Origin of the sequence: Thalassobacillus sp. CUG 92003 (genome assembly GCF_013618635.1) — a bacterium.
Taxonomy (GTDB): domain Bacteria; phylum Bacillota; class Bacilli; order Bacillales; family Halobacillaceae; genus CUG-92003.
Genome location: NZ_JABLSJ010000003.1, coordinates 343,322 through 366,180 on the forward strand (window position 1 = coordinate 343,322; position 22,859 = coordinate 366,180).

General features: G+C 42.1%; 17 protein-coding genes. All 17 read right to left on the reverse strand.

All coding sequences use genetic code 11. The features are described from left to right. Positions 1 to 135: 135 nt before the first annotated feature. The 17 genes from HOP45_RS06430 to gucD all read right to left on the reverse strand — a co-directional run bounded on the left by HOP45_RS06430 (position 136) and on the right by gucD (position 22,385). The gene (locus HOP45_RS06430) at positions 136 to 1,530 is read right to left on the reverse strand and encodes a DHA2 family efflux MFS transporter permease subunit (RefSeq protein ID WP_181348092.1); all 1,395 of its coding nucleotides are present in this window, start codon (positions 1,528 to 1,530) and stop codon (positions 136 to 138) included. A gap of 310 nt (positions 1,531 to 1,840) precedes the next feature. Beyond that, positions 1,841 to 3,058, reverse strand: a complete 1,218-nt coding sequence (locus HOP45_RS06435) for a sn-glycerol-1-phosphate dehydrogenase (RefSeq protein ID WP_181348093.1) — start codon at positions 3,056 to 3,058, stop codon at positions 1,841 to 1,843. 29 nt (positions 3,059 to 3,087) lie between these two features. Next, positions 3,088 to 4,575, reverse strand: a complete 1,488-nt coding sequence (locus tag HOP45_RS06440) for an alpha-N-arabinofuranosidase (RefSeq protein ID WP_181348178.1) — start codon at positions 4,573 to 4,575, stop codon at positions 3,088 to 3,090. 136 nt (positions 4,576 to 4,711) lie between these two features. Further along, the gene (locus tag HOP45_RS06445) at positions 4,712 to 5,335 is read right to left on the reverse strand and encodes a YesL family protein (RefSeq protein WP_181348094.1); all 624 of its coding nucleotides are present in this window, start codon (positions 5,333 to 5,335) and stop codon (positions 4,712 to 4,714) included. 61 nt (positions 5,336 to 5,396) lie between these two features. Then, a complete protein-coding gene (locus tag HOP45_RS06450; protein WP_181348095.1) occupies positions 5,397 to 6,236 on the reverse strand; it encodes a carbohydrate ABC transporter permease in 840 nt (279 codons plus the stop codon). Further along, entirely contained in the window at positions 6,236 to 7,249 is a 1,014-nt protein-coding gene (locus tag HOP45_RS06455; protein ID WP_181348096.1) for a carbohydrate ABC transporter permease, read from the reverse strand. The genes HOP45_RS06450 and HOP45_RS06455 overlap by 1 nt, the downstream gene beginning before the upstream one ends. Positions 7,250 to 7,310: 61 nt before the next feature. Next, on the reverse strand, positions 7,311 to 8,828 hold the full coding sequence (gene arfA, locus HOP45_RS06460; protein WP_181348097.1) for an arabinosylfuranosidase ArfA: 1,518 nt from the start codon (positions 8,826 to 8,828) through the stop codon (positions 7,311 to 7,313). Between the two features lie 105 nt (positions 8,829 to 8,933). Beyond that, entirely contained in the window at positions 8,934 to 10,268 is a 1,335-nt protein-coding gene (locus HOP45_RS06465; protein ID WP_181348098.1) for an ABC transporter substrate-binding protein, read from the reverse strand. Positions 10,269 to 10,766: 498 nt separating this feature from the next. Then, entirely contained in the window at positions 10,767 to 11,897 is a 1,131-nt protein-coding gene (locus tag HOP45_RS06470; protein ID WP_181348099.1) for a GntR family transcriptional regulator, read from the reverse strand. A gap of 130 nt (positions 11,898 to 12,027) precedes the next feature. Further along, positions 12,028 to 13,503 carry an L-arabinose isomerase gene (gene araA / locus HOP45_RS06475; protein ID WP_181348100.1) on the reverse strand — a complete coding sequence of 492 codons (1,476 nt, stop codon included), beginning with the start codon at positions 13,501 to 13,503 and terminating at the stop codon, positions 12,028 to 12,030. 18 nt (positions 13,504 to 13,521) lie between these two features. Continuing rightward, entirely contained in the window at positions 13,522 to 15,210 is a 1,689-nt protein-coding gene (locus HOP45_RS06480) for a ribulokinase (protein WP_181348101.1), read from the reverse strand. Between the two features lie 18 nt (positions 15,211 to 15,228). Continuing rightward, on the reverse strand, positions 15,229 to 15,918 hold the full coding sequence (araD, locus tag HOP45_RS06485) for an L-ribulose-5-phosphate 4-epimerase (protein ID WP_181348102.1): 690 nt from the start codon (positions 15,916 to 15,918) through the stop codon (positions 15,229 to 15,231). A gap of 351 nt (positions 15,919 to 16,269) precedes the next feature. After that, positions 16,270 to 17,427, reverse strand: coding sequence for a mandelate racemase/muconate lactonizing enzyme family protein (locus HOP45_RS06490; protein WP_181348103.1), 1,158 nt, complete (start codon positions 17,425 to 17,427; stop codon positions 16,270 to 16,272). Between the two features lie 24 nt (positions 17,428 to 17,451). Next, the gene (locus HOP45_RS06495) at positions 17,452 to 18,831 is read right to left on the reverse strand and encodes a GntP family permease (protein WP_181348104.1); all 1,380 of its coding nucleotides are present in this window, start codon (positions 18,829 to 18,831) and stop codon (positions 17,452 to 17,454) included. Positions 18,832 to 18,999: 168 nt separating this feature from the next. Next, positions 19,000 to 19,767: an IclR family transcriptional regulator gene (locus HOP45_RS06500; RefSeq protein WP_181348105.1), complete on the reverse strand. Its 768-nt coding sequence runs from the start codon at positions 19,765 to 19,767 to the stop codon at positions 19,000 to 19,002. An 87-nt stretch (positions 19,768 to 19,854) separates the two neighbouring features. Then, positions 19,855 to 20,808, reverse strand: a complete 954-nt coding sequence (locus HOP45_RS06505; protein ID WP_181348106.1) for a U32 family peptidase — start codon at positions 20,806 to 20,808, stop codon at positions 19,855 to 19,857. Between the two features lie 116 nt (positions 20,809 to 20,924). Next, entirely contained in the window at positions 20,925 to 22,385 is a 1,461-nt protein-coding gene (gene gucD / locus HOP45_RS06510) for an alpha-ketoglutaric semialdehyde dehydrogenase GucD (RefSeq protein WP_181348107.1), read from the reverse strand. Positions 22,386 to 22,859 lie beyond the last annotated feature (474 nt).

A 22,859-nucleotide genomic window follows, 5' to 3' on the forward strand; every position in this document is an offset into this window, starting at 1 on the left:
TTACAGGGAAGCTGACGGCCACGCAGAGCGAAGTGTTTTGACGGAACGGTCGTGGAACCCCTTTCCTTGACACCCAAAAATGCCGAGCAATTTGGCGTCATTCGGAATTTTTGGGTGTCATTTAGGTTGTGTGAATTATTTTGGTGCATAGGTTTTGGCTCTTTCATTTATAACAGTGGATAAAAGAACACCTATAATGGCTATAAGAGTGGCAGCTAAGAAGGAATGATTCACTCCTTTTATTAACCCAGCCCCTCCTTCTGTTTTACTGGTTAGCGTTATAATCGTGATAAACAGGGCAGTTCCAACCCCTGCGAAAACTTGTCTTAATGCGCTCATCATAGTTGATCCATCAGGTATAAGCGATTCCTGGAGCTGATTAAGTCCTGCGGTTTGAATTGGCATATTTAACATCGAGATCCCCAGCATTCTGACCGTTTGGATAATCGTAATATAAGCAAACGAACGCTCCGATGTTAAATCGGTAAAGAGATAAGTTGATATCGCAACAATCGTCAGCCCAATAATGGCAAGCCACCTCACTCCAACACGATCATAAATAATCCCGGAGACTAGTGTCACAATACCAAACACTACAGAGCCTGGAAGCAAAACCAACCCAGCTTCTAAAGGAGAGTATTCTAATACTTGGTGCATGTAAATAGGGAGAATCGTTTCAGCACTAATCATTAATGAGAAACTTATGATAGCAACAATAGTCGCAACAGTGAACATCGAATTTTTAAACACTCGAAATTCTAGTATGGGTTTATCTAATGTTAGTTGTCTATAGGTAAACAAAACCACTGATAGTGCACCCAAAATAATTGAACTTCCTCCAAAAATAATACTCATCTCTTTTTGCCCTGCTAAACTGCATCCTAATAAGAGACCTCCGAATCCTATTGTAGAAAGCAGCAATGACTTAATGTCTAAGTTGGACCTTTCTTGTTCTGTAACATCCGCTAACACAAAATAGCCCACTAGCATATCTATTGCTGCTATGGGTAAAACCGTTATAAACACGGCTCGCCATGAAAATAATTCGATGAGCCATCCAGCCAACGTAGGCCCTATTGCTGGAGCAAAAGAGGCAACCAACCCTCCTATCCCCATAATGGTTCCTCTTTTGTTGATCGGGTACATCAGGACTACAATCGATTTGACTAAAGGGAACATAATACCTGCCCCAACTGCCTGAATCACTCTCCCTAATAGTAGAATTTCAAAACTAAAAGCTATACTAGATAAAAAAGTTCCCAGCGTGAAAGCTCCCATAGCGCTATAGAAAAGCTTTCGAACAGAATAGTTTTTGATAAAGTAAGCGGTTATTGGGATAAGAATTCCCAATACTACAATAAATGCTGTATTCAACCACTGGCCCTCATTAGCAGATAAATGAAAAACTTCCATAATTGAAGGAATTGCAGTGGTCAACAGCGTTAAATTCAAAATCGATATAAAGCTGCCTACCATTAATACAGCTGTCATAGGACCTCTCTTTATTTGGTTAATCTTGTCTTTACGCATCTTAATGTCCTCCTTCAAAAGTGTGTGTTCATAAAAATTACTAAAATACACGAAAAATCTCATCAGAATTTAAAGTGAGAAATAGTAAGCCTTTTGAAGGATATATATGTGATGTATATGTATGACCTATCGAGACTTCGATTCAAACCATTGTAGAATTCGCGTTCTAACAAAACACGAAAAAAAACGCTCCCGACAAAGTGAAAAATTTGTACGGAAACGCCATCTAATCTATTTTCATTATTCCTCTTTTAGAGAGTTTTGATAGACTAATGAATCAAAGGGGGCGGGGAGAATGTTGGATAGGTTACTAGCGATAAAGCCATTTATAGGCTTCCTGATGTTTATCCCTGTATAAATCAAGGCTTGTAAGTTGTTCATTCTTTAACTGATTGAATATATACAGTCCGGTACATCTATCTCTTAAATGATGTGCCTCATTCAGACTATCTGTAATTAACGCACCGGGGAGTCCAAGTTCTTCAGCAGTACTCGGCCCTCCAGCTCCGGTGAGCAACTGCCGAATTCTTTCTGGATTAGGAAGCGACTCTATTAATTGCTGCACTTCTTCCCAGTTCTCACGAAGTTTCTCTATTGAGATGTCTTCACGCTTATAATGACGCACATTTTCTTTATATAGTGCTGTAATAATAGCTGTGCTAACGCCTACCTTCGTTCCATGAAGAAGCTGTCTGGCGTTTGTCTTCAAAAGCTCCATTTCCCAATAATGAGAAAGATGGTGTTCCCCTCCTGAAGCTGGCCTGGAATGATCAAGCACTAACATGACCATCCCTGATTCAATTAATGCCTGGGTAAGAATGCGAATACCTTTTTCGTTGCCTGCTCCAATGCTATCAACATGTGTCACGCAAGCTTCCAGCGACTGGCGTGTGATAGCAGCGGCCAGCTCGCTATATGGTTCATTAGCGACTAACTGTGAGATTTTCCAATCCGTAAGCGAGGTATATTTACCGAGAATATCTCCAAAACCAGAGGCAGTCAGTTCCTTTGGTGCATGCATCAGCACATTAAGATCAGCAAAAACAGCAATCGGTGCAGCCGTTTGAATCGTCTTCTTCATCCCTTTAAAAATTAATGGAGCTCCTTTGGAGGTAAAACCGTCCACAGATGCAGCTGTGGGTACAGAAATAAACGGAATGTTCATTTTATATCCGACAAACCGGACAATATCATGGATAGTTCCCGCTCCTACTGCCAGCAATACATCAGTTTCCACTGGTACTTCTGCCAATAGCTGAACGATTGTCTGTTCATCTGCAATGACCTGTCCGTTATCATCCTGTTCCAGCTGAACCATAACCATATGTTCCAGCTTTTCGTAAAGATGGTTGCCATCTGCTGACTTAGTATGCTCATCTGCGACGATGACGATATTTTTCATGTCTTGTGCTCTTAAATAATCAGAAATAAGGTCAAGCGCGCCCTTTTTAATCGTTATTTCCGGCAAAGAGACAGATTCGCCCGTCAACTCTTGCGCTAACTGATTTAATTCTTGAAATGCTGCCATACTTCCCCCTCCTACAACGATTCCTCCTATTACGTTTCCTTAAGGCGTAATACAACGATAGACATGGCCGGCAGCTGCAGCTCCAATCCATTATCACCGTTTGTTATATCGTTAAACGCTTCAGGATGTACATTTTCCGGTTCCTCGAACGTATTATGAGCATTCTTACTTTCAGCAGTTAGAATTCTCCCCGTGACTTCAGAGAATTGGGCTCCGCGAAAATCAAGATGAAGCTTGGCTTGCCTCTGGTGATCCAAATTACACAGACTGATGTTTATTCTGCCATCTTGCGCTTGCGAAGCAGAAGCGCTTATTTGCCGGAAAGACTTTTCTTTATGTCTAATGGTTTCGGTTTCCAGGTGTAGAGCCAGCTTATCTGCATCTTGATGAACTTTAAACATGTTAAACACATGATAGGTCGGCGTAAGAATCATTTTTTCCCGTTCTGTTAATACCATTGCTTGCAACACGTTGATGGTTTGGGCGATATTAGCCATTTGCACACGATCACAATGGCTGTTGAAAATGTTCAAGGAAGCACCAGCCACTAAAGCATCCCTAATCGTATTCTGTTGATATAAAAATCCCGGATTGCTCCCTGGTTCTACATCAAACCAAGTACCCCATTCATCAATTATCATACCGACCCTTTTTTCCGGATCATATTTATCCATGATCGTACCATGTTTCTCAATAAGCTCCTCAATGAGCAGGGCCTTCTCCATAGTCGTGTTCCACTCATCTTCCGAAAAATCTGTTGCAGATCCCTTAGCGTGCCAGTGCTCACCTGGAATAGTGTAGTAGTGGAGGCTTAAACCATCCAAGTGAGGAGCGGCCTCCCTCATCAGCACATCAGTCCAATGGAAATTATCATCACTTGCGCCTCCGGCAATCTTATAAAGTTTATTGCCGCTATAGTCTCGTATGTAAGTCTGAAATTGTTTGTACAAATCCGCGTAATACTCCGGGCGCATGTTGCCCCCGCATCCCCAGTTTTCGTTCCCGACACCAAAATTCGTCACTTGCCATGGCTCATATCTGCCGTTTTCCGCTCTCCAATTAGCCATTGGCGACTCGCCATTTAACGTTAAATATTCTATCCATTCGGACATTTCTTGAACAGTTCCGCTTCCCACATTTCCGCAAATATACGGTTCTGCCCCCACCAGTTCACATAGCATTAAAAACTCATGGGTACCAAAGTGATTGCTCTCAGTCACCCCTCCCCAATGAGTATTGACCATACGTTTCCTGTGCTCACGCGTCCCTACTCCATTCTTCCAGTGGTATTCGTCAGCAAAACACCCACCAGGCCAACGCAATACAGGTATTTCAATCGCTTTCAGGGCGTCTAATACATCGTTTCGGATGCCACGGGTATTCGGTATTGAGGAATCCTCGCCAACCCAAATCCCTTCATAAATCCCCCTGCCCAAGTGTTCAGCAAAGTGACCATAAATATTCTTGTTAATCTTTCCCTGCTTTATATCAGTTTCTACGATAACTTTGTGCACTATTTCCACCTCAATTCACTAAAGAAAATGAGTTACTTAAAACCATGTGAAACTGGATGAACTGGCCATAGTCAACGGTTAAACCTTCTCAACATGACATATAACTACGTGTAATAAAGGAAATCGTGAACTTATTGGTTTAAGAAGCTTTCCTATCATCAATTTGATTAAATACTCTCAAGGTAAACCACATGCTGCATATAGCAGCGACACTAATTGAAAAGAACGGGATCAGTCCCGGATAACTTAATGAAAGATACGTTATAGAAAAAAGCACCACCCCTATTCCGAGTGTATAATGAATTTTAGAGAGGCCAATAATGACAGCATTCCGGATATGATGAAAACACTTGGCTTTATAATGGACGAATAATGGAAATGTCCAGATAGCCATAATAAAGTAAAGGAATAAGACAGGATAGAAAGCAAAAGGAATAAAGAAGGGAAAGTCTCCTTGGTTACCGATGATCAACTGATAATTTACGTAAAGAATAATACCGACAATAGCGATAAGCCAACCAATCAAATTCGCTGCAATAAAATCTTTTTTATAGCTGTGGAAAAACGTTTTCCAAACTGAAAAATCCTCCTCTCCTCTCAGCCATTTTCTCGATACCCCCAATGCAGCAGCAGTAGCTGGGAAAACGCCTGCTATGAATAAACCTGCAAGAGAAGCTCCAATACATAATAGATTGACCGTCACCAGCCTGGTAATCCATTGCAGAAGCAAATCTAATGTCGTCACTATACCCTTACCATTCATAACCGACTTCCCACCTTTCTTTACTTCTCTAAAAATCAGCTTCTATAACTACCACCGCTCATCAGCCTTTTACCCCTCCGACTGTAAGCCCTTCCACGAAGTAACGTTGGAAGAAAATGAATAATACCAATATAGGCAAGATGGTCATGACCGATCCGGCAATTAGAAGATCGTAATTATTACCGTAAGGGGTCAGCAACGTAGCGAGTCCAATCGGCAGAGTAAACATATCGTTAGAGCGAAGGACGATTAACGGCCACAGGAAATTATTCCAGCTGCCAAGACCCTGCAGGATTGCCATAGCCGCAAACGACGGAAGCATAAGCGGCATCATAATCCTAAAGAAAATGCCATACTCAGTAGCCCCGTCAATTCGTGCGGAATCCATTAATTCCCTTGGAAGGCCAAGCGCATATTGCCGAAAGAAAAAGACGGCAATCGGTGCGACGATCATCGGCAATATAACCGCCGTATAAGAGTTAATCAACTGGAAGCTAATCATCATTTGATATAAAGGCAACATCATAATTTCAAACGGAATCATGATGATAAACAATACGAGAATGAAAAAGAAATTTCTCCCCCGAAAATCGTACACGGCCAGAGCATAACCGACCATTGAGGAAAAAAATAAAGAAAGGACAATGACAAGCAGAGAGATGATTAGGCTGTTTGTGTACCATTGCCAATACACGCCGCCTTCAGTAAAAATATACAGATAATTATCTAAGTTTAATGTGCTTGGATCAAAGGTAAGGCTGATACCCTCTCTCATTAAAATCGATGATGGTCGAAAAGAGGAAATAAACAAGCTGATAATTGGAAACAATGCAAGGAACGAAATGATGAAAAAGATCCCATTTATGATCAACTTTAGGAGTTTGTTTTGATTAGGTTTCATTATTCATCCCCCCGTTTAAAGGCACCAGTTAAGATCAATTGGATAAAACTGATAACGAAGATAATCAACATCAGGACCACGCCAACTGCCGCTCCAAATCCCATATCATTTTGCTGGATCCCTTGCTGATACAGGTAACCTACAACCGTCAACCCAATATTGCCAGGCGATCCCGATTCCCAGAAGACAAAACTTTCTTCAAACATTCTGAACCCATTGATAATGGAGATAGTCGTCACAAAAATTGTAATCGGTTTCAAGAATGGCAACGTTACAAACAAAAACTTTTGAATGGGTGTTGCGCCATCGATATCTGCAGCTTCATAAAGTTCCTTAGGTATATTTTGCAAAGCGGCCAGGTAGTACAAAATATTCACACCCATCCAGCGCCAGGACGTCAGAAAAACCATAAGAAACATTGCAGACCAGCGTTCGTATCTCCACTCTAGAGGTCCAATCCCAAACCACCCAAGGAATTGGTTAGCTGCAGCCGTATCCGTTTCACCGAACATCAACCTGAAAACCATCCCTGATACAATAACTGAGGCCAATGCTGGGATGAACAGAGAGGCTCTGAAAAAGGTTTTATATTTTACTAGCCTGGAATTCAGGAAAACGGATAATAGAATCGGAAATGCGACCAGGATAGCCACGGTTAATATGACATAGATTGTCGTATTCGTTAGTGCTTTATAGAAAGTAGGATTAGTAATCCGCTCATAGTTTTCAAGCCCAATAAAATTCACTTGACCCGGCAAAATACTTTGAAAACTCATAATAATTGCCTGGATTGCCGGATAAAGCGTTAAAACCAAAAAGGAAATGATAAATGGAGCAATGAAAATATAGGGCGCCACCTTCTTGGAATTAAAAAAACGCAGCACTTTATTAGGTTGATTTGGACCTTTATTTCTGTTTGATTTTGGTCCTTCAGGCTGCTTACGTCTTCTTGGCTTAGATGCCTGCGCCCCATTAACAGGATCTTTCTTTGCATTAGCAGAAGTAGATGTCATAGAAAACTCCCCTCGATATGACATGAGATGATTTTCAAACGCGCCACAGAAAATTCAATTACTAGGAAGAAGCTTTCTTTAATCGAATTACATTCCAAGAGGTTTTTGGAAGTCTTATGTCAAGAACGCCACTATCCAGTGTGGACGCATCCAAATGGTGCGGTCTAACTGCTTCGTGTTGAGGAGTATTTACCGCTTTTAAATCATCATTCTCCAATACGAGATGTTCATCCAGGAGATATCCTTCAAAACTTCTAACGTCGGTAGTCACCTGTATGGCTTCTTCCAGATGCTTATTGACCATAAACAAAGTCACTTCCTCGTTTTCTTCGTTATAGACAGCCGCACTATCTATATAAGGGACATCCGTAAACTCTCGGCTATCGTATTTTGGTACAGAGATAATCGGCTTTAGAGAAATACCACGTCCATAAACGGAAGCATGCATATATGGATAAAAAATGGTTTGTTTCCAGGCACGTCCGTTATTCTCAGTCATAATCGGAGCAATAACATTAACAAGCTGCGCCATACAAGCCATTTTCACCCTGTCCGCGTTCTGTAAAAAAGTAATCAGCATACTGCCAACTAACAGGGCGTCCTCAAAATTATAGTGATCTTCCAGCTGAGGCGGCGCTATGGTCCATGGCTCAATTTTCTTATCAGCATCGTTGGAATGGTACCAGACATTCCATTCATCAAAACTCAAGTTAACTGTTTTTTTGCTGCGGTGCTTGGCTTTAATATAATCACAAATCGATGTCACCGTTTTAATAAAATGATCCATATCCATGTTTTTGGCTAAGTAATTGGCGGGATCGTTTTCGTGGTTGCCATAATATTGGTGAAGGGATACAAAGTCTACTTGCTCATACGTGTGGTCTAATATAGTAGCTTCCCATTCAGCAAAGGTAGGCATTTGAGTACTCGAACTGCCACACGCAACTAATTCAATAGTAGGATCCACTAGCCGCATAGCCTTTGCCGTTTCGGATGCCAATCTTCCATACTCATGTGCTGTTTTTTGACCTACCTGCCACGAACCATCCATTTCATTGCCCAGGCACCATGTCTTAATATTGTGAGGAATATCATAACCGTGCGACTTTCTTAATTCACTCCAGTATGTTCCGCCTGAGTGATTGGTATATTCCAATAAGTTTCTAGCCGCATCGATACCTCTTGTCCCAAGGTTCACAGCCATCATGACTTCCGCTCCGACCCTTCTTGTCCAGTCTGCAAACTCATTGACCCCTACTTCATTTGTCTCAATCGTGCGCCAGGCTAATTCCAGCCTGCGGGGGCGGTCTTTTTTCGGTCCGATACCATCTTCCCAATTGTAGGCGGAGACCATATTGCCTCCAGGGTATCTTACGATTGGTACTTGCAGTTCGTTTACAAGCTCTATTACGTCTGTACGGAACCCTTGCTCATCTGATTCCGGGTGCTCTGGTTCATATATGCCTCCATATACTGCACGACCTAGATGCTCAAGGAAAGACCCATAAATGCGTTCGTCAATTTCAGCAATCTGATAACTTTTATCTACCACCATTTTTGCCTTTAACTGTTCAACCATTGAATCACTCCTTTCACACTTAATAAAATTTGAGGTTTATATCAACCACGGTTACGATAGTATTTAGTATGTAACGGGCAAGGTTCAAATCCTTGCCCTTCTTTATCATTGATTTTCTACCGCTTCCTGAGCAGCGTCCAAAGCTTCTTCAGGCGTTTGCGATTGCTGCCTTAGTACACTGTCTAATACATTAGTCCCCATTTGCTCTGAAATGGCCGGTGTCTGTTGCGTAATATTTAATCCATTAATTTCTTCTCTGACAGAAAGCAACGTATCAAAAATATCCTCGCTAAAGTATTGGAAATACTCATTGTCTTCTTGAAGAGCTGGACTTTCCCAAACTGTCCACATTGGCGGATCGAAGCCTAATACGGTCCACAAATCAATGTTTCCTTGTTCCGACAGCTTAGCAAAGGCTAAAAATTCTTTGGCAAGGTCCGGGTGCTCAGTTTGGTTTGTAACCACGGTTCCAGTACCGCCCATCCCTGCTGAACGGTTACCGCCTTCCTCCCACTGAGGCATTGGTCGAATAGCCATCTTACCGGACAAATCAGGCATATTATCCAAGAAACGCCCCATATACCACATAGGCATTGTAAGTGAAGCTGATTTTCCATCATTCATATAGGCATAATATTCTTCAGCATGAGGTTCTCCCCCAGGCATCACTTCAGCGATTTCCTCTTCATAAATTAGATCTTGCTGGAATTGCAGGGTCTCGGTGTTCGTTTGGTTGTTAATGGTAAGCTCTCCATCTTCACTAACGAAGTCTGACCCTTGCTGAGACATCAGCGCCCAATATTGGATAAAATCACCTGTAGGAAAAGAGGTCATCATGGCATCGGTGTTCTCAACCACTTTGTGACCGGCTTCCACATAATCATCCCAGGTTTTGATAGAGTCAATATCTACTCCGGCCTCTTCCATAATCTCGGTGTTATAGTACATCATATTGGCACCTACGTGCGTCGGCATTCCATAATATTGTCCGTCCTTGCTATAAATATCGAACCGGGCTTCAACAAAGTCTTCCATGACCGGTTCCACATACTCATTCATGGGCAGTATTTGCGGTTCACCCTCTAAGTAGTTTGGGAAACGGGAAATTTCAATATCGACAATGTCCGGCGCTCCTTCACTCGATTGAAGTGCCAGAAGTAAGTTATTGTGCATTTGGTCAAATGGATAGGTCTCTGCATTTAAAGTGATCGGGCGATCTGGATTTTCTTCATTCCAACGATCAACTGCTTTCTCATAAAAAGCGTTATGCTGTGTAGCAAATGTCCAAAAAGTCAATTCAGTTGCATCTTCCCCTCCATCTCCCATTGTCTGTGTTTCATCCGCGTCTCCACTGGTTTCGTTTCCTTCGCCGCTACAAGCAATCAGTAAAAGAGCCAATAAGCCGACTGCTAAAAATAACAAAAGCTTATTACTTTTCATTATTGCTTCCCCCCCCTTATTTTTAAAGCGCTTACAAAAATTTTTTTTTAAAATGACATATTTCTATCACCTCTTTTGTTTCATTCACATTCTCCATACAGCCACATACAAAAAATGGATTCACCCTACAACTTCTACATCTTAATTCTTCATTCATCAAAATTGGTACGTATAAGTAACATTAAGTAAATTATAAAAGAGGTCATACTCAATTTCAATTGTTTTTTTAAAATTCTTAAAATTTTCCTGGTAGATTATAGACTCGATCCTAAATAAAGGGTGTTAACACCGCTCTTTTCCGCCCTATCTAAATAGGAGAAAGCATGGAGCTCTATGAAAGGTTAAGGATTTAACGGCTCACACCTTGTACGTATAAGATTAGCGGGCACCCTAGTAAGAGAGGCTGAAACATAAAAAATCCGAACAATTTCATAAAAATCATTCGGGTTTTTTATGTTGTATTCAGTTTTGTCCCAGTATGTTTACATAGAAAAGACACTAACTACTGAAGGTTTCCTGCTTCACCTTTTCTTGCAAGGATCGAGTCGAATTCCTGATTATAAGTTCGGTATCGAAAACAAATGAAGTGTTGTCGACTTTTAATTGATTATTATTTTTATTCTTTATCAAGTCCAAAATCATTTCACCGGCCTTTGTTCCTAATTCCGTTTTAGGATGTGAAATCGTAGTCAGTTTGACTTCGGACACTTCAGCAAGAAATGAATCATCAAAGCCTACTATTGACAGCTCATCTGGTACTATTATTCGGCGCTCTCTTAATACATCCAGCAGATTAATCGCCAACTCATCGTTGTAACATACGATGGCCGTCGCTTTCTTTTCTTTATCCAGAATCTCCCGAAGAAACTGAGCTGGCCGCTCCGATTTTTCGTTTGTACTATAAGTGAAAATGTAATCGGGATCAACAGGGAGATGATTGCTTCGATGAGCTTTCAAATATCCTTTCATTCGTCTAGTTCCCTGCATATCATCCGTTTTAAATAAACCAATGATATGTTTATGGCCCTGTTTAATTAGATGCTCCGTCTGTAAATAACCACCTTGTTCATCATTGACAATAACGCTTACAGGTTCCAGTTCATCATAAAAAGCGTTTATCATGATGTAAGGGATATTCAACCTTTCCAAATGTAAATAGTAGCCAAGATTCGGGTTAGCGTAAGCGCTCTTGGTTGGTTCGATGATTACACCGTCAAATTGTTTATCAATAATTTTTTCCAAAATAGCCTTTTCATTCTCATGGTTGTTATTGGTACTGAATAAACTTACCTGGTAATTCTGGTCACTTAAGTAAGATTCCGCACCACGAATGATGGACGGAAATATATAATCGGAAATATAAGTTGTGACGATCGCTATATTTTTCCGGTCCTTTTTTACTTGAGTCTGGTCAGGCATTCTATCAGCACAGAAAGTGCCTGCCCCCTGTTCGCGATAAAGCCATCCCAGATTGACTAAATCTCCAATGGCTAAGCGGATCGTATGCCTGCTCACATTAAACTGCTTCATTAACTCGCTTTCCGAGTTGATTTTTTGGTTAGGCTGGAACGTGCCATCCATTATTTTTGATTTAATTGCTTGTTTGACCATATTATGCTTTGTCTGCATAGTTAACACCTCTAAGCTATTGGAACTGCTTTTAATATATTCGTACAAGTTCTTAATTTTATTATACCATTTATGCTTCTGGAGAAGCCATTAATTAGAGGATTAGCAGACAATCAGCTATAGACTGCAGCTATTGTCTCCATAAAACGTCGTTCCATTTCAATTCCTTTTTAAACTCTCTCAATTTAGTATCATCATTGATAATCAAACATTCTACTTGGACCATTTCTGCAAATTCCAACAACTGATTGACGGTAACTTCAAAGGAGAGAACGGTATGGTGGGCGCCTCCAGCGTGTATCCATGCCTCTGTCGCTTCATTCAAAGAAGGCTTGGGCTTCCACAATACTTTCGCAACAGGCAGATGAGGAGTATCGATATGCGGCTGTTCCGCATCCACTTCATTGACAACGAGACGAAAGCGGCCACCCAGCTCAATAAGAGAGACATTAACTGCTTTACCGCTTTTTCCATCGAATACAAGTCTGGCGGGATCAGCTTTATCGCCCATAGAAAGGGGGTGAATGACGATTTCAGGTTTAGTCGCAGCTATGGTTGGACAAATTTCCATCATATGAGATCCTAGTATCTTTTCGTTGCCTGGCTCTAAGTGGTACGTATAATCTTCCATAAATGTCGTATCCTTGTTGTGCGCAATGATCTTCATAAAGCGTAATAAAGCAGCTGTCCTCCAGTCCCCTTCGCCCGCAAATCCATATCCCTCTGCCATCAAACGCTGAGCCGCCAGGCCAGGCAGCTGAAGCATGCCATGTAAGTCCTCGAAGTTCGTAGTAAATGCCGTATAATTTCCTTTTTGCAAGAATTGTTTCAAGCCAATCTCCATTTTAGCCTGTTCTTTGATGGCGGCACTCGAAAAATCATCCTCTTCAAAATCGTACAACGCTTTATATTCCTGATACACATTCTCCACTTGCTGGTCTGTCACCGTATTCATTTCCTCCACGAGATCACCTATACCATAATAGTCAACTGTCCAACCAAATTTAATTTGCGCTTCTATTTTATCTCCATCCGTTACAGCAACATTCCGCATATTATCTCCAAATCTTGCTACACGAACGTTCCTGCTCTCCGACACGGCAACAGCCGTATTCATCCAGTCAGCGCATTTCTTTAATACACGTTCATCCTTCCAATACCCGACCACCACTTTACGCGGAATTTTCATCCGAGTGCTAATAAAGCCGTATTCCCGGTCTCCGTGAGCCGACTGATTTAAGTTCATGAACTCCATATCGATACTATCCCATGGGATATCGCGGTTGTATTGAGTATGCAGATGAAGTAATGGTTTCTGCAGACTATTCAGCCCGCCTATCCACATTTTGGCTGGGGAGAAAGTATGCATCCATGTAATCAACCCGGCGCATCTTTCACTTGAGTTAGCTTCCTGACAGAGTCTGTAAATGTCGTCTGCCGTAGTAAGTACAGATTTAAATGTGATTGAAAAAGGAAGATTCCCGTTTTCGTTTATTTTGTTGATCATGTCCACCGAATGATCTTCTACTGTTCGTAAAGCATCGTCTCCATACAAATGCTGGCTGCCCGTTACAAACCAAAATTCATAGTCTTTGACCTTTAACATATGAACCCTCCCCTATGTTTACATATTCAATTCGGCTTGGGGCTTTGCTCCTGACTTAAGGGTTTTCAGTCTTTTCATCACATCGTTTTCTCCTCGGCCGAAATAGTCATGGAGCCTGTTGTATTCTTGATAGAGCTGTTCATAAATTTCGACATGTTCAGGTATGGGCTCAATGACCTCTTCATTAATACGCCCCATTTGGCTAGCTGAATCTACAATGGAGTCATAGCCGCCCTTACCGCTCCCGGCCGCAACTGCCCCGAACATCGCAGCGCCTAAAGCCGGGGTCTGGAAGGAGTCAGCAATTTTTATCTTTCGGTTGGTCACGTCCGCATAGATTTGCATAAGCAGTCGGTTTTTTTGGGGTAACCCGCCGCAAGCATATAATTCATCGACTGAGACCCCATTTTGATGGAAGGCATCGACAATTTTTCTTGTACCAAAGGCCGTGCTCTCTAACAATGCCCGGTAAATTTCCTCCGGTTTCGTTTGGAGTGTAGCCCCGACTAGTAGACCGCTTAGCTCTGTATCGACTAAAACAGAGCGATTTCCATTCCACCAATCTAGTGCAAGTAATCCTGTCTCGCCCGGTGCGTAATTAATCGCTCTATTCTCAAGCCATTGATGGACATTTAAGCCATCCTTTTCAGCAGCTTCTAAAACATATCCCGGGACCCCTTCATCTACAAACCAGGCGAAAATATCTCCAACTGCAGACTGTCCGGCCTCATAACCATAAAATCCAGGGATGATCCCATCTTCCACCACTCCACACATGCCTTCTACATATTTTTCTTCCGTCCCAAGAACCATGTGGCAAATGGAAGTACCCATCGCCATCACCATTTTACCTGGCGAGACTACTCCCATTGCTGGAACAGCCGCATGGGCATCCACATTACCGACTGCTACAGCCGTACCTGATTTCAGACCAGTAATTTCTGCCATTTCCTCTGATAAACCGCCTGCTTTGGTACCGAGTTCCACCACTTCACCACGCAGTTTTGTTTCCGCGAGATATTCAAACCGCGGATCTAAGGATTTGAAGAATTCCTTACTTGGATAAGTATCCTGCTTGTGCCAAATGGCTTTGTACCCAGCCGTGCAACTATTTCTCATCAAACAGCCAGTAAGCTGTGAAACGACCCAGTCCGTCGCTTCTACGAATTGGTCCGCTCGGTTGTACATGTCCGGGTCTTCATTCAAAATTTGCCATATTTTCGCAATCATCCATTCGGAGGATATTTTTCCCCCGTATCTAGGCAAGAAAGCTTCCCCGCGCTGTTCCGCAATTTCATTCAGCAAAGTTGCTTCTTTTTGTGCCGCATGATGTTTCCACAATTTAACCCAGCTATGCGGATGAGCTGCTAACTCAGGATCAAAACATAAAGGAATCCCGTCTTCATCAATCGGAAGCATCGTACAAGCCGTAAAATCAATGCCTAATCCGATGATATCCTCAGGCCTTACTTTGGATTGCTCTAACACAGCAGGTATCGACCTTCTAATCACCTCTATGTAGTCATCTGGATGCTGTAAGGCCCATTCCAGGCCAAGCTGGGTACCTTGAGGCAGTTGTTCAGACATAACCCCATGCGGAAAGCTCGTCACATGATCCGCTACTTCTGTCCCATCCTCTAACGACACGAGTACAGCCCTGCCTGACTCTGTGCCAAAGTCTATTCCGATGGCGTATTTTTCTGCCATTTATATCCCCCCCCTTTATTATTTTTGACCGTAATAAGCATTGGCACCGTGCTTTCGCAAATAATGTTTATCCAGCAGTGCTTGTTCCATATCCGGAGTTTGCGGGTTTAATTGATAGGTATGAAATGCCATCTTAGCCACCTCTTCGAGAACCACCGCATTGTGAACAGCATCACTTGGACTTTCACCCCAATTAAATGGCGCATGACTGTGCACCAGAACACCGGGTACTTGCTGAGGGCTGACCGCTTCGAACGCTTCTACAATGACATTACCGGTTTCCAGCTCATAATTATGCTGGATTTCTTGATCGTTCATTCTTCGCGTACATGGAATCTGGCCATAGTAATAATCACCATGGGTGGTACCGAGCGCGGGTATGCTTCTGCCTGCCTGTGCCCAGGTGGTCGCCCAAGTAGAATGTGTGTGAACCACCCCGCCTATTTGGGGAATTCTTTGATATAACACGAGATGGGTCGGCGTATCTGAAGAAGGCTTTAAATCTCCTTCAATTACATTCCCCTCCAAATCAACGACCACCATACTATCTACGGTTAAATCTTCATAAGCTAACCCACTCGGTTTGATAACCATCAGCTGACTCTTGTCGTCGAAACCGCTTACATTTCCCCACGTAAAAGTAACAAGTCCGTGTTTAGGCAGCTCTTGGTTCGCTTTCAGCACCTCGTTCTTCAGATCTTTTAACATGAGAGTCACCGCCTCCCCTCTAACTTTCTATCTTGTACGTATAAGTTTTTCTTTAATTTATCTTAATATAAAAAATATGTACGTGCAAGTTAAAATTTTGCTTTCATTCTCTCTCCCTTTTTAGCTTGAATGGTAGATCAACGCTCTAAGTAATATAGTCACAGCCAGCTTATAAAAGACGGGGCTTTAAGTAACTTGAACTATACCTCTAATAATGGACCCTGATAAAAAAAGCTACCCAAAAGTTCTGCGAACGATTGAGTAGCTTTCAAGCAATATTGTATTTGGTTACTTTCTACTCTTCAAAGTGAATGTCTATTACATGACTTCCCAACGACCTGACTAAAAATCTTAAAAGCCTTCCACAGGTTCACGTTTCTCCCACCCTTCTCTAAACAAAGGCAAGAAATTTTCTCTTTTATAGGGATGCTTACGTATTTCTTCTATATTCAAATCAGTCCCCCATCCTGGACGATCACTAACCTGAATATATCCCTCCTCAATATCAAGCGTGTTCGTAAGTATATGCTGGGTCCATGGTTCATTAAAGTCCTCGAAGATTTCATGGATAAAGAAGTTAGGTGTAGCTGTATTAAGGTGAGCACATACGATCGAACATAACGGCCCTTGCGCACTGTGTGGTGCGATTACACCGTTAAAAGCGTTAACCATTCCTGCTACCTGCTTCGCTGACGTCAATCCCATAAATTGAGGCTCAAGCTGAATAATGTGAACTTGATTGTGTGAAAGAAGTTCTGCAAATTGCTCCTTACAGTAATAATCCTCCCCACATGCAATTGGCACAGGGCTGCGCTTAGCAACTTCAATCATCGATGAAACACTTTGTGGGGGCACAGGAGCTTCGAACCATGTTGGTTCATATTTAGCCATTTCTTCCGAGAATCTAAGTGCAGTATGGACACTGAAACGATTATGCCCTTCAATCAAAATATCTACATCGTCCCCTACTGCCTCACGCACCGCTCCGATGAGTTCAAGCGATAATTTAAAATCCTTCCGCTCCACCGATTTCCACGCCGCACCAAATGGATCGAATTTTAATGCGGTGTATCCTTTATCTACTACTTGTTTAGCCAACCTGTAAAAATTTTCAGGCGTGCGCGGCCCGCTCGTGTACCATCCGTTTGCATAAACTCTAAGGCTTTCGTGACACTTTCCACCGAGTAACTTATAAACAGGCTGCTCTAATACTTTCCCCATGATGTCCCAGCAAGCAAATTCAATCCCTGATAAAGCTGCACCTTGAATTTGCCCGCCATCGGAAAACACATCCCTGAACATGTGAAGAGAATGATTTTCTACATCAAATGGATCCTTACCTATAACGTAAGGCTTCAACTCATGGATAGCTGCTTCGACTGTTTTACCAAATCCATTTAATGTGGCTTCTCCTATACCGTGCACCCCTTCATCGGTGTCAACTTGCACAAACACCCAATTTTTCCATCCGTTACCTGCAATATACGTTTGGACATCTAAGATTTTCATCGTATCGCTCCTCTTCTAAAAAGATTAAAAAAACAAACTGAGTAATAGGCAAACTGTAAACCCTACTAAAGCTACAATAGTTGACATGACCGTCCATGACTTAAGTGTTTCACCCTCCGTCATTCCAAAATAACGGTTAACCATCCAGAAACCTGAATCATTGACGTGAGACGCAATTGTTGCGCCCGATGCTACAGCGATAACCACAATTCCTTTTAATGGCTCACTTGCATCAAATGAACTTATTAGCGGGGCAACCAAGCTAGAAGCAGTCACCATTGACACCGTTACTGAACCTTGAGCGATCCTTAATAAAGCTGCAGTCAGAAAAGCAAAGACAACGAGCGGGAGTTGAGTTTTTTCCATAGCATCGGCAAGCACATCACCTATTCCTGATGCAATGAGCATTTCTCCAAATACACCACCGGCACCCGTTACTAAGATGATAATACCGGCAGGTTCAAGAGCTTTCGTGGTAATCTTTTGGATTTCATATTTTGTATATCCTCTTTTCGTTCCGAAAATATAGAACGTGAGGAGTGTAGCAATGGTAAGGGCAACAAAAGGATGCCCTACAAAGGTGAATATGCTCCTGAGTGTACTTCCCTCCGCCAACAGGACATCTCCGGTCGTACTACATAAAATCAGGATAATGGGTAATAGAATGATCGAAATCACATTTATGAAACTCGGCAATTCTTTTCCATTATATTGCCCTTCAGTTTCCCGTTCGTTATCAGCAAGGGCCGCTGCTTGTTCCTGCATAAACTCCGGGATACCAAGATGGATTTTTTGTGATATATAGTTTCCAAATACAGGTCCTGCTAGGATCATAGCGGGTATACCAGCAATAACACCGAACAAGATCACATAACCTAAATCAGCTCCAATTAATGAGGCGGAAGCGATGGGACCTGGAGTTGGAGGAATCATGCCATGAGCTACAATGAGTCCCGCCAGTAAAGGTATTCCATAATAGAGCAAAGATTTGTTCGATTTACGTGTTAAGCTGTACAAAATCGGCATCAAAATGACAAGGGCCACGTCGAGAAAAACAGGAATTGAAATAATTAATCCTGCAATACTCAATGCCCAGGGACTGTTTTTTTCACCAAATTTATTAAGCAAGGATAACGCTAAGCGTTCTGCACCACCTGAGACCTTTAATACTTCTCCGAACATAGCACCAAGGCCAATGATGATGGCTATGAAAGCAAGCGTACCTCCCATACCTTCTTCAAACGTTTCGATGATCTCTTCAGGCGGCATCCCTACTGCCAGTCCTACAAGAAAACTTGTGACCATCAGTGCAACAAATGCTTGGAGTTTGGTTCTCATTACAAGGAATAGCAATAAAGCTACGCCTAAAATGGCCACAATAATCAGCCAAGAAGTTGAAGCCAAAAAATCCTCTCCTTTGCCTTAATAAGATAGCGCTTACATAAAAAGCGATAATAATTGACCTCGTCCTGAGGAGACATAAGCAGAATAAGAGTAATTTTTGTTCTACATTATCGAACTAAGTTCTGATATATGGACATACTCAAACCAAATTTGAGGCATAAAATACACCTAAGATGCCCCCTTTTGATACCCCATCTCCTTTGAGATCTTTTGTGCTGTTTCATTCATCAACGGAACAAGACTTTCGAATTGTTCACTATTCAACTGGGGAGTTGGCATTGATAGACTAAAGGCAGCTGTCACATCACCTGTGTGATTGTAAATCGGAAACGCAAGGCAGCTGATCCCCGGTTCATTTTCTTCACGATCGATCGCGTAGCCCCTTTCCTTGATTTTACGCAATTCTTCTAGAAAATCCTGTTTATTCGTCAAAGTATTGCTCGTTTGTTTTTCAAAAACGTAATCCGCCAATATATCGTTGATTTCTTCTTGATCTCTAAAAGCTATCAGGGCTTTCCCGACTCCTGAACTATGAATAGGGGCTCTGCGGCCTATACGAGAATATTGTACGTTTCCCGAGCTGCCTTCGACTTTGTCGATGTAAACCCCTTCCTTTTCTTCTAAGATAACGAGGTGTAACGTATGACCTGTTTTTCTGGATAATTCCCACAAGTACTTCTTAGCTACAGAACGAATATCCAGATTGTAAATGACAAAGTTACCTCGTTCGAATAACTTCATCCCTAATCGATATTTTCCATTTTCACTTACTTTTTCAATGTAACCATACTCATTAAGTGTTTTGAGCAAGGAATGAACCGTGCTTTTACTAAGGTGCATTCTATTACTTATTTCTGTTATTTTTAGTTCAGTTTCATATTCATTAAATAAATCTAATATTTTTAAAGCTCGCTCAACTGACTGGATTATCGCCATTTTCATTCATCCCTCATTAAAATATGTTTGCAATTATCGTAACATATTCGATCCTAGTTTATTAAAAGTACCCGTCTAAGACTAGCATCAACGAGGGGGTGAAATTAACCGTCCTTCTACAGGAATAGCTAAGTCTCCAGCACCAATTTCCGATGTTTTTAAATGAGGGGCGTATCTTTGAATCATTTCAAACCCTACCCTGGCTCGCCTTACGCGCTCTCTGGATAAATCAATCGATGTTTGTTCAAGGTGAGTTCCTGACGGATAAATGTTAGGGGCATTACGTAAACCAAACTTGATATACACCGGAGAAGCTACCCTAATCATTTCAGGAATATCAAAATGGCGAATGAACCCGCCTAATTCATCCGGGACCTCCACGTAAATATCTAAAGGAATGTCGACAGACTGACGGATGGCCGCGAGCTTCGCAAGAGACAGATCAGTAGGCACGTTAAACGTCCCTGCCCCGTTATCTTCCATCATTTTAATGGATACTGGATTTGATTGGCCCATTTGTACAGAAATCTTCACATTCAAGTCTTCCGGCAGCTCTCCCAATTTCTTGAATTCATTAACAAGCCAGAGTAAACCTTCATCAGCCACAAGAATACTTCTTAACCCAGCTTCACAGCCCCTTTTTATGTCTTCGATTGAGTATACTAACTGGTCCATTCCTTCGACACGCTGCCCAGCAACCTTACCACCGCTGGACCAGGGCATCGCTGTAATATCCCAATTCCCTCGTGGTCCAACGAACAAGCTGGCTTCCAGACTTTCCTTTTTAGCCAACTGAATCATAGTGGTAAGCTCCTCATCCGTATAAAGCATGATCCCGCTTCCTTGGGAGATGCGATGAACCGGAACCTGATACGTACGGGAAGCCTCTACCACTGTTTCCAATGATTTGACTCCTTCAACACTAGGAATTTCTATTCTATATTGAGCTCCATCAGGAAAGGTCTTATGTGATGTTGGAAGATCGTTACAGTCCCCTCCAGGAAAGCCGAGTTTTTCAATCATATCCCTTGTTCTATCCATTCATATACCTCTCCTTTCATTGTTCTGACGCCTGAATACTTACTTTTTAATAAATCCTCCAATCATGTATTAAAGGTGGTGAAAGGGACCTGTGCTAGAAAACCAGTTGTCATATATCACCCCTTTACAAACACGGTTTTAGTCGTCGTAAAGAATTCCTTCGCAGCCTGACCCTGCTCTCTTGAGTAAGAGCTGGATGCTTTCATTCCTCCGAATGGAGCTTGAAGCTCTACGCCGGCTGTTTCTGAATTGATTCGCACTAACCCGGCTTCGATATCATCAATGAAAGTGAGGATGTGATCAATATTTTTTGAGAAAATAGAAGCACTTAAACCAAAGTCCACATCGTTTGCTAGATCAATCGCTTCTTCTACTGTGTCGACTTTCATTAACGCAAGAACTGGACCGAATATTTCCTCTTGAGCGATTTTCATAGACGTACTGACCTCATTAAAAATTGTCGGTTCTATATAATACCCCCCAGCGTCATCACTGACAGGGTGACCGCCAAAGATCAACTCAGCCCCTTCTTCCTGCCCTATTTTTATATATTCTTTAACACTCTCAAATTGGCTCTTTGTCGCACATGGCCCCATAAACGCATCCGTGTTCAATCCGTCCCCTACACGGATATCTTCTACTTTTGCCAACAACTTCTGCTTAAATTTTTCATAGATGCCTGATTGAACGATAACTCGACTGCTGCAGGTGCATTTCTGTCCCGTTGACTTTAGTCCTCCGCTGATTGCCGCATCGACAGCCAGATCAACATTGCTATCATCCGCCACAATCAAAGGATTTTTACCGCCCATTTCTAGTTGATACTTACCTCCGCGGGCAGCGACTGTCTTCCCAATGAGCTGACCCGTGGAATTTGATCCTGTAAAGGTAACAGCCGTGACATCTTCATGCTCAGCTAGCCCTTGACCAATGACAGACCCTTTTCCTGTAACAAGATTCATAACTCCTTCAGGAACCCCAGCTTCATCAAAGCATTCAATCACTTTGGCAGCGGTTACAGCCGCTTCTGAAGCTGGCTTCAAAACGACCGCATTGCCATAAATCAGAGCAGGTACGGACTTCCATAGCGGGATCGCGACCGGAAAATTCCACGGTGTAATGACACCCACGACACCCAAAGGTACACGTTTGCTAAACATAAGAGCGGAACTATCGGTTGACGGGATGACGTCCCCTTCCGGCCTCATTCCTTCTCCTGCGTAGTACCTTAAAATTGCGACTCCACGAGCAGTTTCACCTTTCGCTTCAGGGAAGGTTTTCCCCATTTCTTTCGTCATTGATAATGCAACTTCTTCTATATGCTGCTCTAGAATGTCCGCTGCTTTGAACAAATAATTCCCTCGCTCGGCACCAGTCATTTTGCTCCATTTTTTCTGCCCGGCTTTGGCAGCCTCGACCGCTTCATCTAAATCATTCTTGGTTGAAGCTTGTACTTTCCCTACAATTTCATCCGGTTTAGCAGGATTATTACTTTCTGTGACTTCATTTGAGGATGATCCCCTCCATTGCCCATTCACATAGTTCATGTACGTATAATTGTCCAACGTCGCTTTCATTAAAACTACCTCCTGTTCATTAGGTCTTCTCCGACGAGCAACCGTTTCGATACTAGAGAGGAAATCTTTGCATGGAAAAAAAGGGAATTCTTGTCTTTAGCCGCAGATGATTTAAATGAGTTAACACCCCCAAACAGATCTTAATGATTTTTTGTTCTATAATATCGAACTCTGTTCTGATATATAGACAAAAAATATCTACTTTACGTAAAGTAAAAGCAGAAAATGCCCCAAACGAGTGAAAAACTAAACTTAACATCACCACCTATAGATCTTACGGCTAAGACATGTTCAATATATATCCGCAATACTAGTCAGTCAAGTGCGATTATTCTGAAAATACTATTATTTTCGCTAAAAAATCTGTCATCACGGGGGAGAACGTTACCATAAACTTTTTTAATTTGTTGTATTTTCTTGTTTTTAGTGTAATTTATTCTGGTCGGTAAAAGCTGCTCCAAGGTTTTCCACTTC

What these genes read in the sequence shown, in the direction of transcription:
- gucD (WP_181348107.1), bottom strand. Translation starts at nt 22,385, where the DNA reads ATGAAAGCGACGTTGGACAATTATACGTACATGAACTATGTGAATGGG.
- araA (WP_181348100.1), bottom strand. Translation starts at nt 13,503, where the DNA reads ATGTTAAAGGTCAAAGACTATGAATTTTGGTTTGTAACGGGCAGCCAG.
- HOP45_RS06505 (WP_181348106.1), bottom strand. Translation starts at nt 20,808, where the DNA reads ATGGATAGAACAAGGGATATGATTGAAAAACTCGGCTTTCCTGGAGGG.
- HOP45_RS06450 (WP_181348095.1), bottom strand. Translation starts at nt 6,236, where the DNA reads ATGAAACCTAATCAAAACAAACTCCTAAAGTTGATCATAAATGGGATC.
- HOP45_RS06500 (WP_181348105.1), bottom strand. Translation starts at nt 19,767, where the DNA reads ATGGCGATAATCCAGTCAGTTGAGCGAGCTTTAAAAATATTAGATTTA.
- HOP45_RS06465 (WP_181348098.1), bottom strand. Translation starts at nt 10,268, where the DNA reads ATGAAAAGTAATAAGCTTTTGTTATTTTTAGCAGTCGGCTTATTGGCT.
- araD (WP_181348102.1), bottom strand. Translation starts at nt 15,918, where the DNA reads ATGTTAAAAGATCTGAAGAACGAGGTGCTGAAAGCGAACCAAGAGCTG.
- HOP45_RS06435 (WP_181348093.1), bottom strand. Translation starts at nt 3,058, where the DNA reads ATGGCAGCATTTCAAGAATTAAATCAGTTAGCGCAAGAGTTGACGGGC.
- HOP45_RS06455 (WP_181348096.1), bottom strand. Translation starts at nt 7,249, where the DNA reads ATGACATCTACTTCTGCTAATGCAAAGAAAGATCCTGTTAATGGGGCG.
- HOP45_RS06470 (WP_181348099.1), bottom strand. Translation starts at nt 11,897, where the DNA reads ATGCAGACAAAGCATAATATGGTCAAACAAGCAATTAAATCAAAAATA.
- HOP45_RS06445 (WP_181348094.1), bottom strand. Translation starts at nt 5,335, where the DNA reads ATGAATGGTAAGGGTATAGTGACGACATTAGATTTGCTTCTGCAATGG.
- HOP45_RS06430 (WP_181348092.1), bottom strand. Translation starts at nt 1,530, where the DNA reads ATGCGTAAAGACAAGATTAACCAAATAAAGAGAGGTCCTATGACAGCT.
- arfA (WP_181348097.1), bottom strand. Translation starts at nt 8,828, where the DNA reads ATGGTTGAACAGTTAAAGGCAAAAATGGTGGTAGATAAAAGTTATCAG.
- HOP45_RS06480 (WP_181348101.1), bottom strand. Translation starts at nt 15,210, where the DNA reads ATGGCAGAAAAATACGCCATCGGAATAGACTTTGGCACAGAGTCAGGC.
- HOP45_RS06490 (WP_181348103.1), bottom strand. Translation starts at nt 17,427, where the DNA reads ATGAAAATCTTAGATGTCCAAACGTATATTGCAGGTAACGGATGGAAA.